General features: G+C 34.5%; 14 protein-coding genes. 1 reads left to right on the top strand and 13 read right to left on the bottom strand.

The genetic code is table 11. From position 1 onward, the window contains the following. Nucleotides 1-142: 142 nt before the first annotated feature. From Q0845_RS12880 to Q0845_RS12840, 9 genes are all read right to left on the bottom strand, one after another. Nucleotides 143-1,390: a GTP-binding protein gene (locus tag Q0845_RS12880; RefSeq protein WP_298513741.1), complete on the bottom strand. Its 1,248-nt coding sequence runs from the start codon at nucleotides 1,388-1,390 to the stop codon at nucleotides 143-145. A gap of 180 nt (nucleotides 1,391-1,570) precedes the next feature. Next, complete coding sequence (cysD, locus tag Q0845_RS12875) at nucleotides 1,571-2,476, bottom strand: sulfate adenylyltransferase subunit CysD (protein WP_298513739.1); 906 nt, start codon at nucleotides 2,474-2,476, stop codon at nucleotides 1,571-1,573. An 11-nt stretch (nucleotides 2,477-2,487) separates the two neighbouring features. Beyond that, complete coding sequence (locus Q0845_RS12870; protein WP_298513737.1) at nucleotides 2,488-3,102, bottom strand: phosphoadenosine phosphosulfate reductase family protein; 615 nt, start codon at nucleotides 3,100-3,102, stop codon at nucleotides 2,488-2,490. Nucleotide 3,103: 1 nt separating this feature from the next. Then, the gene (locus tag Q0845_RS12865; RefSeq protein ID WP_298513733.1) at nucleotides 3,104-3,355 is read right to left on the bottom strand and encodes a DUF2061 domain-containing protein; all 252 of its coding nucleotides are present in this window, start codon (nucleotides 3,353-3,355) and stop codon (nucleotides 3,104-3,106) included. 131 nt (nucleotides 3,356-3,486) lie between these two features. Then, nucleotides 3,487-4,656, bottom strand: a complete 1,170-nt coding sequence (locus tag Q0845_RS12860; protein ID WP_298513730.1) for an aminotransferase class I/II-fold pyridoxal phosphate-dependent enzyme — start codon at nucleotides 4,654-4,656, stop codon at nucleotides 3,487-3,489. Beyond that, complete coding sequence (locus tag Q0845_RS12855; RefSeq protein ID WP_298513727.1) at nucleotides 4,653-4,787, bottom strand: hypothetical protein; 135 nt, start codon at nucleotides 4,785-4,787, stop codon at nucleotides 4,653-4,655. Before Q0845_RS12855 ends, Q0845_RS12860 begins: the two co-directional genes overlap by 4 nt. A gap of 167 nt (nucleotides 4,788-4,954) precedes the next feature. Beyond that, entirely contained in the window at nucleotides 4,955-7,357 is a 2,403-nt protein-coding gene (gene thrA, locus Q0845_RS12850; protein WP_298513724.1) for a bifunctional aspartate kinase/homoserine dehydrogenase I, read from the bottom strand. Nucleotides 7,358-7,369: 12 nt separating this feature from the next. Next, nucleotides 7,370-8,359, bottom strand: a complete 990-nt coding sequence (locus tag Q0845_RS12845) for an alpha/beta fold hydrolase (RefSeq protein ID WP_298513721.1) — start codon at nucleotides 8,357-8,359, stop codon at nucleotides 7,370-7,372. 10 nt (nucleotides 8,360-8,369) lie between these two features. Next, nucleotides 8,370-9,665, bottom strand: a complete 1,296-nt coding sequence (locus Q0845_RS12840; RefSeq protein ID WP_298513718.1) for an O-acetylhomoserine aminocarboxypropyltransferase/cysteine synthase family protein — start codon at nucleotides 9,663-9,665, stop codon at nucleotides 8,370-8,372. Nucleotides 9,666-10,489: 824 nt separating this feature from the next. On the opposite strand from Q0845_RS12840, the gene metK reads away from it, so the two are divergent. Continuing rightward, a complete protein-coding gene (gene metK / locus Q0845_RS12835) occupies nucleotides 10,490-11,746 on the top strand; it encodes a methionine adenosyltransferase (protein ID WP_298513715.1) in 1,257 nt (418 codons plus the stop codon). A gap of 175 nt (nucleotides 11,747-11,921) precedes the next feature. Here metK and Q0845_RS12830 read toward each other — a convergent pair whose 3' ends face one another. From Q0845_RS12830 to Q0845_RS12815, 4 genes are read right to left on the bottom strand one after another with little or no spacing between them, the layout of a single operon-like run. Next, entirely contained in the window at nucleotides 11,922-12,251 is a 330-nt protein-coding gene (locus tag Q0845_RS12830; RefSeq protein ID WP_298513712.1) for a hypothetical protein, read from the bottom strand. Then, nucleotides 12,248-12,814, bottom strand: coding sequence for an RNA polymerase sigma factor (locus tag Q0845_RS12825; RefSeq protein ID WP_298513709.1), 567 nt, complete (start codon nucleotides 12,812-12,814; stop codon nucleotides 12,248-12,250). The genes Q0845_RS12830 and Q0845_RS12825 overlap by 4 nt, the downstream gene beginning before the upstream one ends. Further along, entirely contained in the window at nucleotides 12,815-13,144 is a 330-nt protein-coding gene (locus Q0845_RS12820) for a DUF6249 domain-containing protein (protein ID WP_298513706.1), read from the bottom strand. It abuts the gene before it with no gap. Between the two features lie 10 nt (nucleotides 13,145-13,154). Then, the gene (locus Q0845_RS12815; RefSeq protein WP_298513703.1) at nucleotides 13,155-14,255 is read right to left on the bottom strand and encodes a serine hydrolase; all 1,101 of its coding nucleotides are present in this window, start codon (nucleotides 14,253-14,255) and stop codon (nucleotides 13,155-13,157) included. Nucleotides 14,256-14,497: the final 242 nt, after the last annotated feature.

Genomic DNA, 14,497 nt, shown 5'->3' with positions numbered 1-14,497 from the left:
GTGTTTCAAAAGGACTTTTGTTTAAAATATGATATAGTATTTACGTCACGTTCCTTTTGGTTTTAGAAAAATGTTTGAACAACACATACAAGTGCAGCGCATGATATTTTTGGTTTGAATGTTTCTCATGTGTATTTCGTTTTTATTTAATAAATCCAACTCCTGCCGTGGTATTCGTTTGTAAGTCTATAAGAATAAAACCGCCATTGTATTTATTCTTTTCATAACTGTCAAAGAATAATGGTTTGCTTAGTTTTAATTGAATTACCCCAATTTCATTGAGTTGCAATTGTGATGCTTCCGTTTTTTCTCCAGAGAAGTTTGTTTCTTCAATCGTTTCAACATCTACAATTTTTGCCAATACATTGTTGACTCCATGTTGCAAACTGTATTTCGTATTTGCGGTTAATGGTTTTTTGTCCATCCAACAAATTGTTGCTTTTAATTCTTTTTCAACGGTTGGTTTTTCAGCAGCTTTTACAATCATATCGCCTCTACTTACATTGACATCATCTGTAAGTGTTAAGGTTAACGAACTTCCTCTTCCTGCTTTTTCAAATTTTTGATCGTAGAAATAGATTTCTTTTATGGTTGATTGCGTTCCTGAAGGTAAAATGGTGATTTCGTCTCCGACAGCTAAATCGCCTCCATACAATTTTCCAGCATAACCACGAAAGTCATGATAATCGGAAGTTTTTGGTCTGATTACAGTTTGAATAGGAAAACGTGTTTGTGCTTCTTCATAGACATCTTGCGGTTGAATTTGCTCTAAGTGTTCTATCAATGTTTTTCCTGTATACCAAGACATGTTTGCAGATTTCTTTACTACATTATCACCTTGCAACGCACTTACTGGAATACACGTAATGTGCTGTTCCTTGTATTTTGTTTTAGATACTAAGGTTTGAATTTCATCAAACAACGCTAGGTATTTTTCTTCTGAATAGTCTACTAAATCCATTTTATTTACGGCAAATACAATGTCTTTTACACGTAATAAATTGCTGATATAGAAATGACGTAATGTTTGCTCAATCACACCTTTTCTGGCATCAATTAAGATGATGGCAACTTGCGAAGTAGAAGCTCCTGTTACCATGTTTCTTGTATATTCTACATGACCTGGCGTATCAGCAATGATATAACTTCTCTGTTGCGTTGAAAAATAAATATGTGCTACATCAATGGTAATTCCTTGTTCTCTTTCGGCAACCAATCCGTCCGTAGCGAGTGAAAAGTCTAAGTAATCAAATCCTTTTCGTTTGCTATTGCGTTCAATGGCTTCCAGTTTGTCATCTGTGAGCGATTGTGTATCGTATAATATTCTACCTATTAAGGTGCTTTTTCCGTCGTCGACACTTCCTGCTGTGGCTATTTTTAGTACATCCATTTTCTTTCTAGGTATTAGCTTTTGGGTTTTAGGTATTAGTATGTATTCTTCTTCTTTTAAAACTCAACATTTATCATTTAACTTTCTGATTTCTGATTTCTGATTTTGTTGATTTGTCTTTTTGTTGGGTCTTTGGTATTAGGTTTTTATTGCCTAATAACTAATCCCTAATTCCTTACATCAAAAATATCCTTGTTGTTTTCTTTTTTCCATCGCTGCTTCCGAGCGTTTGTCGTCAATTCGCGCACCGCGTTCTGAGATGGTTGATTGTCGTATTTCTTGAACTACCGAAGCAATGTCGTATGCGTTTGAGAGTACCGCTGCAGTACAACTCATATCGCCCACAGTTCTAAATCGGATGACACGTTCTTCTATTTTTTCGTCTTCTTCTCGATATACAACTTCATCGTCTGCAGACCAGATTAATCCATCTCGTAAAAAAGTTGCGCGTGTATGCGCAAAGTAGATTGATGGAATTTCTATTTGTTCTTTTTCGATATAACTCCACACATCTAATTCTGTCCAATTTGAGATCGGAAATACACGTACATTTTGTCCTAGATTGATTTTCCCATTCAACATATCAAATACTTCTGGACGTTGATTTTTTTCGTCCCATTGTCCAAAATCATCACGTACTGAAAAGATACGTTCTTTGGCTCTTGCTTTTTCTTCATCGCGTCGTGCGCCACCAATACAAGCATCAAAACCAAATTCTTCAATGGCATCTAATAAGGTTTCTGTTTGCAACATATTTCTACTAGCATACTTTCCGGTTTCTTCCGTTACTTTTCCTGCATCTATATTGTCTTGCACGTTTCGCACGATCAATTCCAATCCTAATTTTTGTACGAGTCTATCTCTAAATTCAATCGTTTCAGGAAAATTATGTCCTGTATCGATGTGTAATAATGGAAAAGGAATTTTTGCTGGAAAGAATGCTTTTTGTGCCAATCGCACCAGCGTAATAGAGTCTTTTCCACCAGAAAATAACAATACAGGTTTTTCAAATTGCGCCACTACTTCTCTAAAAATGTATATAGCTTCGCTTTCTAAGATGTTTGTTTGTAATACGTTCTCAGTCATTTCTTCTTCATTTATGAATGCAATCCACATTCTCGGTTCGCTAATACTTTTGTAGGATCGAAATAATTGAACTCGTTTGGAATTTGATGTGCTTCCAAATACGTATCTAATTCTTCATCTGACCAGTGATAGAAAGGACTTATTTTTAAGGTTCCGTCTTTTCCAACAGACACAATATCGATAGAATCGCGAAAAGCAGTTTGTCCTTTTCTAAGGTTCGTAAACCAAATGTTTGGTTTGTGAAATTCCATGGCACGTTTGAAAGGTTCTAATTTTACTTGCTCCGTAAATACTTGATGGTTTTCATCATTTACATCTGGAATTCCTAGTACAATATCTCGATGCGCCGTCGTTTGTTTTGGCACATATAAGTCAACCTTTAAATTTAATAGTTGAATTAACTCTTCTGCATGTCGGTACGTATTGGGTGTATTGTATCCTGTATCGCACCAAACCACATCTATTGCTGATTGTACTTGTGTACATGCATGTAAAATTGCGCCTTCATAAGGTCTAAAATTGGTGGTGACAACCGACTTTCCTCCTTGTGCAATTGCCCATGAGACAATATCTGTTGGAGACTTGTCTCGTAATTCGTTGTTAATTTGTGTTATATCTAAACTCATATTATTTCCCCCATTTTATAATGTTCCATAATCTTTCGTGAAAAAAGTATAATATCATTTTTGTAATCATTTCTATTGATCCTATGGTAAATGCCATTTCCAAAGTTCCGGTAACCAACCAAGAAATGAGAATTGTATCTAGTGTTCCGATCATTCTCCAGCTGATTGATTTGACAAAACTTCGCAACGGTTTTTCAGAACTTATATCAGCTCTGTAACTAGTTTTATTTCTAACTATTTGATTTAAAATCATTTTAATTTATTCTAATACTATTAACCTATAGACTTACTAGATTATTTGTCAAATGTATTTCTTTTTTTCAAAAGAGATACATTTTTTTTAGTTAAAAAGTGTTATACAATTAAAGTTTAAACCCGAAATTGTTAATTGTGTAAAGCTTGGTCTAAATCTTCAATGATATCATTTACATTTTCGAGTCCAACAGACACACGAATGAGTCCGTCAGTAATACTTGTTTCCAATCGATCTTCTACTGATAATTTGCTGTGTGTTGTAGATGCTGGATGCGTCACAATACTACGTGTATCACCTAAGTTTGCCGAAAGTGAACAGAGTTTGATACTGTTTAAAAATGCTCTTCCTGCATCAACGCCACCTTTTACCTCGAACGAAACTACATTGCCTCCAAGTTTCATCTGTTTTTTAGCAATTTCATATTGCGGATGCGATGGTAAAAAAGGATACTTTACCCAATTTACTTTTGGATGTTTTTCCAAGAATTCCGCTACTTTCAATGCATTTTCACAGTGACGTTCTACACGTACCACCAAGGTTTCTAAACTTTTGGATAAAACCCATGCGTTGAATGGTGATAAGGCTGGACCTGTATTTCTTGAGAATAAATAAATTTCTCGAATCAAATCGGCACGACCAACAGTAACACCACCTAATACACGACCTTGTCCGTCAATGAGTTTTGTTGCTGAATGAATGACTAAATCGGCACCAAATTGTATCGGATTTTGCAAGTATGGTGTCGCAAAACAATTGTCTACAATAAAAATTAGGTTGTGCTTTTTGGCAATGTCGCCTAATATTTGTAAATCTAAAATGTCAACTGCAGGATTCGTTGGCGATTCTGCATATAACACTTTTGTATTTGGTTGTATCAATGCTTCTATTTTATCGATTTCATTGACTTTGAAATAGCTTGTTTCAATATTCCATTTCGGTAAAAATTTGGTAAATAGACTATTGGTAGAACCAAATATAGATCGTGAAGACACAATATGATCGCCACTGTTAAGTAAAGCTGCAAAAGTGGAAAATACCGCAGACATTCCCGTTGCAAAAGCATAACCATCTTCTGCTCCTTCCAATTTGCAGATTTTTGATACAAATTCGGATGTGTTTGGATTTGTGAAACGACTGTAAATGTTACGCTTTTTTTCTTCCGCAAAGGAAGCACGCATATCTTCCGCATCTTCAAAAATAAAACTTGAAGTTAGGTATAACGGATTGGAATGTTCAAGGAAACTAGAGCGTTCTATTTGTGTTCGTATCGCTTGTGTTTCTATATATTGTGAATTCATTTTTTCTTTTTTGTTGTTGTTTGTTTGAGTCGCTTTGCTCCTGTTGTTTCTTGGTCGCTGCGCTCTTTTTTGTTGATTTGTCTTTTTGTTGGTTTGGTTATTTTAACTTCTCTATCTAAGTCTAAACTCATAAACCTATAAACATTTGAACTTTAAATTTGTTAATCTGTTTGTTTGTCAATTTGTTGATTTGTTTCTAAAACCTTCTAGTATCTCTACAGAATCTATTCTTCTCGATTGATCTTTGAAATTAATTTAAAATTCAACATTTAGCATTTAGCATTTAGCATTTATAATTTTAAAGCTTCTCCGTTAATCGTAAAATATCTCCAAAAACACCTCTTGCTGTTACTGCTGCACCTGCGCCTGCACCTTGTATGACTAGCGGCTGCTCTTTATAGGCTTCTGTGTAAATTTCGAAAATAGAATCGGATCCTTTTATTTGTCCCAATGCACTATTGCTTGGTACTGAAATCAATTTTACTTCTAAGATTCCTGTTTCTGTCGATAAATCACCTACATAACGTAAGACGTGATCTTTTTGCTGATTGGCTTTGATGAGCTTATAGGTTTGATCTAAATCTGTAACATTTTTATTGAATTGCGCCAAACTAATCGCTTGTAAGTGTGCTGGTAATAAATTTTGAATCGTGATGTCTGAGAATTCTTTTCTTAAATCCAATTCTCTGGCAAGGATTAATAATTTACGAGCTACATCATTTCCCGATAAATCTTCACGAGCATCTGGTTCTGTATAGCCTTTTTCCGAAGCTTGTTGTAAAACCGTACTAAATTCAACTTCTTCTACAGAGAATGTATTGAATAAGTAACTTAACGAACCGGAGAATACACCGCGAATTTTATTGATTTTTTCGCCCGATTTATGCAGTAATTTTATCGTATCAATCAATGGTAAACCAGCTCCTACATTGGTTTCGTACAAATAATTTTTTTGATGCTTTTTCAGTTCTTTTCGCAACGTATCATAAAATGAGTACTCAACTGTGTTTGCAATCTTATTTGCCGAAACCAAATCGAAGCCATTATTAACTAAACTTATATAATTATGTATGAAATCTTTGCTTGCTGTCGTGTCAACAGCGATTAAATTTTCTAAGTGATTGTTTTTTGCGTAATCGATGATTTGCTGCACTGTATAGGCTACTTTTTCTTTTGAAAATGTTTCTTTCCAGTTGTCAGCAATCCCGTTTTTGTCTAAATATACTTGTTGTGAATCCGCCACAGCGAACACATTTAACTTAATGTTATTTTTGTCTAAAATGTCTTTTTTACTTCGTACGATTTGATCTAATAGTGTACTTCCAACCAAACCTTTCCCAAAGACAGCAATGTTTATTTTTTTAGAAACTCCGAAAATTTGTCCGTGAATTACATTGATAGCTTTGTGTAGTTGCGATTCTTTAACCACCAAACTCACATTTTTCCCTGAAACTGTATTGTTGAACAGAATCGGAACGATTTGATTTTTAATCAAAGCGTTGTATGGTTTGTGAAATTCACTTAAATCTTGTCCCACAATTGAAATGACTGCGACATCATCTATCACCGAAATTTTATTGACATCTTTGGTATAAAAGTCATTTTCAAATTCTCTTTCAAGTGCAATAATTGCTTGTGAAGCTTTGTCAGCATCAATCACCAATCCGATACCACGTTCCGACGAACCTTGCGAAATGATGCTTACGTTGATATCATTTTCACTCATCGTTTTAAAAATTCGCGCATCTACGCCTACTCTTCCCAACAAACCTCTTCCTTCTAAGTTGATCAGCGCTACATTGTCTAATACAGAGATCGATTTGATTCCTTTCGTCTGCGTTTTTTGCTTGATAATAGTTCCTTCGTCATTTGTATTGAATGTATTTAAAATTCGCAATGGAATATTTTTTTCAATCAGTGGAACAATTGTTTTTGCATGTAGAATGTTGGCTCCAAAGTTTGCCAATTCGTTTGCTTCATTAAAAGATAATTCAGAAATCTTTCGCGCATCAGCTACCAAATCAGGATTCGCTGTAAAAATTCCATCTACATGTGTATAGTTTTGTAATTCTTCCGCATCTAAAAAATTAGCCAACAATGCTGCTGTATAATTGCTTCCATTTCTGCCCAAAGTTGTGGTTTCATTGTTTTGATTTGAGCCGATAAATCCTGTTACAATATTCACCGTTGTTCCGTTATGTGATTTAAAATGATTGATCACATTTTTTCTTGAAATCACATCAAGTGGACGTGCATTTCCAAAAGAATCGTCTGTCTTTATAAGGTTTCGTGTATCTGTAAAATGTGCATTCACACCTTCTTTTTTGAGTAAACTCGTCACCAACTTTGCAGAAATAAGTTCTCCTTGGGAAACTACTTGATCTTTTATTTTTTCACTGTAATCACCTAATAAAGAAACTCCTTGAAATAGATTTTCTAAGATTGTGAATTCTTCAGAAAAATCTATAGAGCGATCAATTTGACTTTGATAAGCTTTGAATGCCGTTAATTGTTCGTGATACGATTCTTTATTGATTGCTTTTTCTAACATTTCCAATAATTCATCTGTAGCATTTCCGCGAGCAGATAATACCACTGCAAAATGTTCTTGTTGTGTTGCTTTTTCTTTTATGATTTGAATCGTGTTTTTGATTCCTTTTCCGTTAGCGAGTGATTTACCGCCAAATTTTAAAATCTTCATAGCGTTGTATTGTTATATAGATGATTTTTGAACTTGAAATATGTTTCTGAGTAACAGACTCAATTGTCCGTATTCTATTAAAAATGCATCGTGTCCGTGAATGGACTGAATTTCGTCGTGATATATGTTTTCTTTGACACGTTTTAGCCTTCTGAAGGTTTCAATGTCTTCGTCTGGTGAAAAAAAGATGTCACTATTGATACTTATAATGTGAATGTTTCCTTTAATTTTTGAAGCTACTTTTTCAAGTGATGCTCTTCCTCTTGTGATATCGATGGTTTTTAACAGCTGATTCATGAGTTTGTAAGCTGCTAATTGATAGCGTTCTTGCAATCTTTTTCCATGATGCGCCAACCAACTTTCCGTATTGAATATTTCTTTTTCTTTATGTTTCGTTCGTTGAAATTTCACTTTGAAAGAGAAAGGCGTTCGATAACATAACATGGCGTGAATACGAGCATCTTCAATGGGATTGCTAGAGTTTTCTAGAATGCGTTCTTGCAAAAAGCAATTGCCAATCAACCAATCCGTAGACTTCCAATCGGCTGCAATTGGAATTAAGTTTTGAATCAAATTTGGTTCTAAAACGGCCATTTCCCATGCAATTCCGCCACCTAATGATCCGCCAATTGCTGCAAAAAGTGAGTCAATTTGTAAATTTTCCAATCCGCGGATAAAGAGTTTTGCAATATCTCTCGCCACAAAATCTTTATAAAATTTGATCAATCCTGTTTCTTCTGAAAATCCATTGCCTGGAATGTCAAAACTTAAAATTTTAAACGCATTGGTATCAATACATTTTCCATCGCCAATCAGTTTATTCCACCAACCATTTTCGCCTGTAACTTCCGAGTTTCCTGTGAGCGCATGATTTACCAATACAATTGGCGCATCTGCACTATCCGAACCTACTAACTGATAACTCAATTTTAAGTTTGGATAGTACGCACCGCTTTCGGTAAAGAAATCTGATATGGTGATATGTGTTATTTTCTGTCTCAAAATAGCTGCTTTATGATGCTGGAATTCCTGCTGTAATTTTGTCAAATACTGTTTGTAAATCCACTTTTAAATCTTCAATATTTTCCAATCCGACAGATAAGCGAATTAAATCTTGTGTTACACCTGTTGAAACTTGTTGTTCCGCTGTCAATTGTTGGTGTGTCGTACTTGCTGGATGAATGATGAGTGATTTTGTATCTCCAATATTGGCTAAGAGCGAGAATACTTTTGTTTCGTCTGCAATGCGTTTTGCTGCTTCATAACCTGCTTTGATTCCAAAAGTTACAATTCCGCTTTGTCCTTCTGGCAAATATTTATCGGCCAATGCTTTGTAATCACTTGTTTCTAATCCTGGATAATTTACCCAAGCTACCGCTTCTTGTGTTTGCAACCACTGTGCTAATGCTAGTGCATTTTGACTGTGTTGTTTGATACGAATTGGCAAAGTTTCTAGTCCTTGAATGATTTGAAATGTATTGAACGGACTTAAAGCTGCACCAAAATCGCGCAATCCTTCGATGCGAACTTTGGCAATAAAAGCGGCTTCTTTTAGAGCTTCGCTATAGATTAATCCGTGATATCCTGCAGATGGTTCTGTAAATTCTGGAAACTTTCCGTTGGTCCAATCAAACGTTCCTGCATCAATAATAGCACCGCCTAAGGCAGTTCCGTTTCCGTTAATGTATTTTGTAAGTGAGTGAATGACAATGTTTGCGCCGTATTTGATAGGATTCAACAAGTATGGAGTGGCAACTGTATTATCGACAATGAGTGGAATTTTGTTTGCTTTTGCTTGTGCTGAAATCGCTTCGATGTCTAATACATCTAATTTTGGATTTCCTAATGATTCAATAAAAACGGCTCTTGTGTTTTCTTGTACGGCATCTGTGAAACTGTTTTCTTCCGAAGGATCTACAAATGTGGTGGTAATTCCGAGTCTTGGTAAAGTTACATTTAGCAAGTTATACGTTCCGCCATACAAACTGTTAGAAGCTACAATATGATCTCCTGCTCTTAGTAAAGTAAGTAATGTTGTTGCAATTGCAGAAGTTCCTGAGGCAGTTACTACTGCAGCGATTCCACCTTCTAAATCAGCCAAACGTTGTTCTAAAATATCATTTGTTGGATTGTTGATTCTTGTGTAAATATTGCCCGGTTCTGCTAAGGCGAATAAGTTAGACGCATGATCTGAATTGTTAAATACATACGCTGTAGATTGATAAATTGGCACTGCTCTTGTTCCTCCGTTTTTCGTAGTGTCGTGTCCTGAATGTAATGCTTTTGTTGCGAATTTTTGTGTACTCATCTTTTTAATTTTTATGTGTTATTGTTTTGCGAATTTGTCTTTTGTCTTTTGTCTTTTGTCTTTTGTCTTTTGTTGATTTGTTGATTTGTTGATTTGTTTTTTTGTTAGTTTGTTTACACTGAGCTTATCGAAGTGTCGATTTCAACCAATAAAAAAAGGCCCTTTTGGAAGTGCATTACCAAAAGGACCTTTTTTATAAAATGATAAATGGGTTAGTATTTATCTGGAACTTTTCGATAATAGCGAACTTGGCTACAGCACATCATCATGCACATAACCATCATACAACAACACATTGTCATTGTCATTTCTATTGTCGCTATTTGAAAAATTTTACTCATTGGTTTTTGAAAAAAAAATTAACTTAAAATATAATCATGAAAAAAGCCTCTGCAATTGCAGAGGCTTGAAATTATTGAGATGCTTTTAAAAAGTTAGTGCAATACAATAGTGTCCTCTGCGGCATTTCTGCTACACATCATACAACACATCATATTTGAAACTTTTTTAAACATTTTTTGTCTTTGTTTGCTACAAAGGTAAAGTCATAATTATTTAATATCCAAATGTTTTTTAAAAAAAATTCTTTTTTAACAGTTTTTTTAACTTCCTATAAAATTATATTTTTTGTTGCTTATATCTAAGTAGATTTTTATACATTTGCACCTGTTTTGAGGAAAAATTTGAACTGATTGCAACCTCAATTCTTGAATTAATCAAGAAATTAAAAAATGCTAAAGCAGTAATTTTATACTCCTTTAGACGACCAAGCAATCTCTTTTTATTTTTCTTATCATTTTATAATTTATAAAAGAAGATTTATTATGTCATATTTTTTTACCTCTGAATCCGTTTCAGAAGGACATCCAGACAAAGTTGCAGATCAAATTTCTGATGCTTTAATCGACAATTTTTTAGCATTTGATCCTGAATCAAAAGTAGCTTGTGAAACATTGGTTACAACTGGTCAAGTAATTTTAGCTGGAGAAGTAAAGTCTAACACATATTTAGACGTTCAAAAGATTGCAAGAGAAGTAGTTAACAAAATTGGATATACAAAAAGCGAGTACATGTTTGATGGTAATTCTTGTGGTGTATTATCTGCTATTCACGAGCAATCAGACGACATTAATAGAGGTGTTGACAGAGCGACTAAAGAAGAGCAAGGTGCTGGTGACCAAGGTATGATGTTTGGGTATGCTACAAAAGAGACTGAAAACTTAATGCCATTAGCTTTAGATTTATCACATTTAATGTTGATTGAATTGGCTGCTTTACGTAGAGAAAATAAAGAGATTACGTATTTACGTCCTGATGCAAAAAGTCAGGTTACGATTGAGTATAATGACGATAATGTACCTTCAAGAGTTGAAGCAATTGTAATTTCTACACAACATGACGATTTTGACGAAAGTGATGAAGTAATGTTAGCTAAAATCCGTAAGGATATTGTGGATATTTTAATTCCACGTGTAAAATCAAAATTAAAGCCAGAAATTCAAGTTTTATTTGGTGATGATATCAAATATCACATCAATCCGACTGGAAAATTCGTAATCGGTGGACCACACGGAGATACTGGATTGACAGGTAGAAAAATTATCGTTGATACCTACGGTGGAAAAGGTGCTCACGGTGGTGGAGCTTTTTCTGGAAAAGATCCAAGTAAGGTAGATAGAAGTGCTGCGTATGCAACACGTCACGTAGCGAAAAACTTAGTAGCTGCTGGTGTTGCTGATGAGATTTTAGTACAAGTTTCGTATGCAATTGGAGTTGTTGAACCAATGGGAATCTTTGTAGATACGTATGGAACTGCAAAAGTTGATTTGACAGATGGTGAGATTGCTGAAAAAGTAAAAGAAGTATTTGACATGCGCCCTGCAGCGATTGAAAGTCGTTTAAAATTACGCACACCAATGTATAGTGAAACGGCTGCTTACGGACATATGGGACGTAAAAACGAAGTAGTTTCTAAAACATTTGTGACTCCAAACGGAGAGAGCAAAACTTTAGATGTTGAGTTATTTACTTGGGAAAAGTTAGATTTCGTAGACAAAGTAAAAACAGCTTTCGGATTGTAAAATTCTGAGCTTAGTTATATATTTTAAAAGTCGCTTCTATTGCTATGGAAGCGGCTTTTTTGTTTTGTAGCATTTGTATTGGTAATTATTGGTGTATATATATGGATCAAAAGAATCGATCTAAAAAGAAGATTCGCAAATTACGATTGAAACGACATTTAGTTGAAAAAGAAAATTAACTCAATCTCCGATACGTTTGGTGCAATCGCAAGATATAATTCACGCCAAGTAAAGACACTATTAAAAATATAGCATACAGTGGAATTCTGGAAATCGTTTTACTTTCAAAGATTTCGCTTAAAAAAGGTGCTACATATTTGTACGAAATGAAGCTTATAAAGATGAGTCCTATCAAACTTATCAATGCTATTTTTCTAAACGATGGAACTTGAACTGTTGGTGTTTCTTCCAACGTTTTTACTTTTTGCATCAGCGTATCCATAAAATCATCGGAAGTTTCTACCCTACTTTGCTGCATCAAGGTTTTTAGTTGTTCTTCTTTCATAATAAATTGTCTATTTCAGTTCCTAAAATTTGTCTTAATTGAAAGTTTAAATTGCTTCTCCCACGGCTTAAATCTACTTTTATTTTGGAAGTGGAAAATCCTGTACTTTCGGTTATTTCACTAATTTTTAATTCGCACAAATAAAACAAACGCAACACCAAAGCTTCGTCAGGTCTGAGTTTATTCAATGCCATGTTTATATATTTCTTTTGATCGGCTGCTTTTAACTTGTCTATTGGAATGTCTTCTACAGCTCGCAGTTTTTCTTCCGTTTCTTGAGAAAAACGCTGTCGATTTTTGTCTTTTTTCAACGCATTGTAACTCGTATTAATGACAATTCGGTACAACCAAGTCGTAAATGCTGCATGGAATTGAAACGTATCTATCTTTTTATACACTTTGATGAATGCTTCTTGCAATACATCTTCTGCCTTGCCTGTATCTTTTAGAATAGCACATGCCAAAGAAAGCGATACATCTTTATGCCGTTCCACTAGCTGTCGAAACGCAGTTGTATCACCTTCTTGAAGTTTTTTTATGAGATAGAAATCGGTTTCCAACACTTATTTCTCCATTCTTTTTCTTAAAAAATGTGCTCCAATGACTCCTAATCCGCCAAAAATGAGAATGATTCCCCAAACGATCAATTCCATCGTGCCTTCATCCAAATCTAGTTGGGTAAAAAATGAAGAGACTAACATGCCAATTCCTAAACCCAAAACCAAACAACCTACGTCTATATATCGTGTTTTGGCATCTGATAATCCTTGAGTTAATCCACGTTCAATCATGGCTTTTTTGATCAAGTAATTGTATCTGGCGAGGATGAAAACGATGAGCACTATGCCAATGACAAAGCTCGTCATGACTAAAATATCTCCTGTTGATTCCATAAATAGTATATTAAAATTGTTCTTCTAAGATGATTCCTAATTGCTGGATAAAAGGTAGCATATTGTCTGAATTTGTAAAAACTACCAATCCGTATTGTTGTTTTGGCACAAACATCGTATACGCTTGAAAATCGTGATTGTTCCCTGTGTGTAAATGCATTAATCCGTTGGAAGTTGGTTTTTGCGCAAAGCCTAATCCCCAACCTGTTTGTCCCGTTTCTTTCAATAATTCATTGGAGTTTGAAAATTTGTTTTGCGTGGCTAACATTTCATCAAAACTTGCTTTGCTTAAGCCTTCTCTTTTTAACATAGCAATGATAAATTTTGCATATTCACTAGCTTCTGAGTGAATACTTGAAAATGCATTGAATGTTTTTCCACTCCATTGTCCGTGGTCATTCTTTGTAGGTTTCCCTTCGATATGTCCAAATACTTTGTGTGCTTTTAAATAGTCATTCCAAAGAAAAGAGGTGTTTTTCATTCCGAGTGGTTGCGTTACTTCTTTCTCAAAGATTTCATTGAATTTTGCTCTCCAACCTACATTGTGTTGTTGCCCAATAATTGCTGCTAAGTATTGATATCCTTCTCCCGAATACAAGAAACCTTCGCCAGGCGTAAACGGTAATTCTACTTTTTTTCCTCTGCTAAAATTTGGAAAACCACTACTGTGTGATAAAATCATTCGTGCGGTGATGCGTTTGGATTTTTCTATAGAATTTTCAGCAATTGCGGGATGTTTCATATAATTATATAAAGGTTCGTCTAAACTGATAATTCCTTTATCTACCATTTTCAAGACAAAGTAGGCAAAAATTGGTTTGGATAATGAAGCACCTTCAAAAATGCTGGTTTCAGTTATTTTTTCTTGAGTTTTTAGGTTAGAAACACCAAATGTTTGATGATACGCAATTTTTGAATCATTGATAATAGCAATTGACAAACCTGACATTTTTAAGCTGTCCATTACTTGTTGAATATGCGAATTTAAAGCTTCAACTTTCAACGATTGGCCATTTACTTTCTTGATATAATCTGAATTGTTTTGTCCATAAGAATTGATACTTATTAGGCATAAGAACACCGTAAGTAGTACGTTTTTATAATATTTCATTGTTTAAAAGTTTTTATTGTTTTTTGATTTGATTTGTGAATTCACATCTATTGGACAATTTGACTTTTAAAAAGGTTACAAATTTATTTTTGAAGCTTTTTTAAAATAAAAAACCACTTCTGTAAAGTACAGAAAGTGGTTTTCCATCGTTAAAATATAATCTGATAAAAACTGATATTTTACTTATGTGCTTGCATTTTCATTATTGATTTCGTTCTATAAAGCAGCAATTGCGTTTTTAA

The organism is uncultured Kordia sp. (assembly GCF_947489565.1).
In the GTDB taxonomy this organism is placed as follows: domain Bacteria; phylum Bacteroidota; class Bacteroidia; order Flavobacteriales; family Flavobacteriaceae; genus Kordia.
This window is presented reverse-complemented; position numbering and strand designations above follow the sequence as displayed.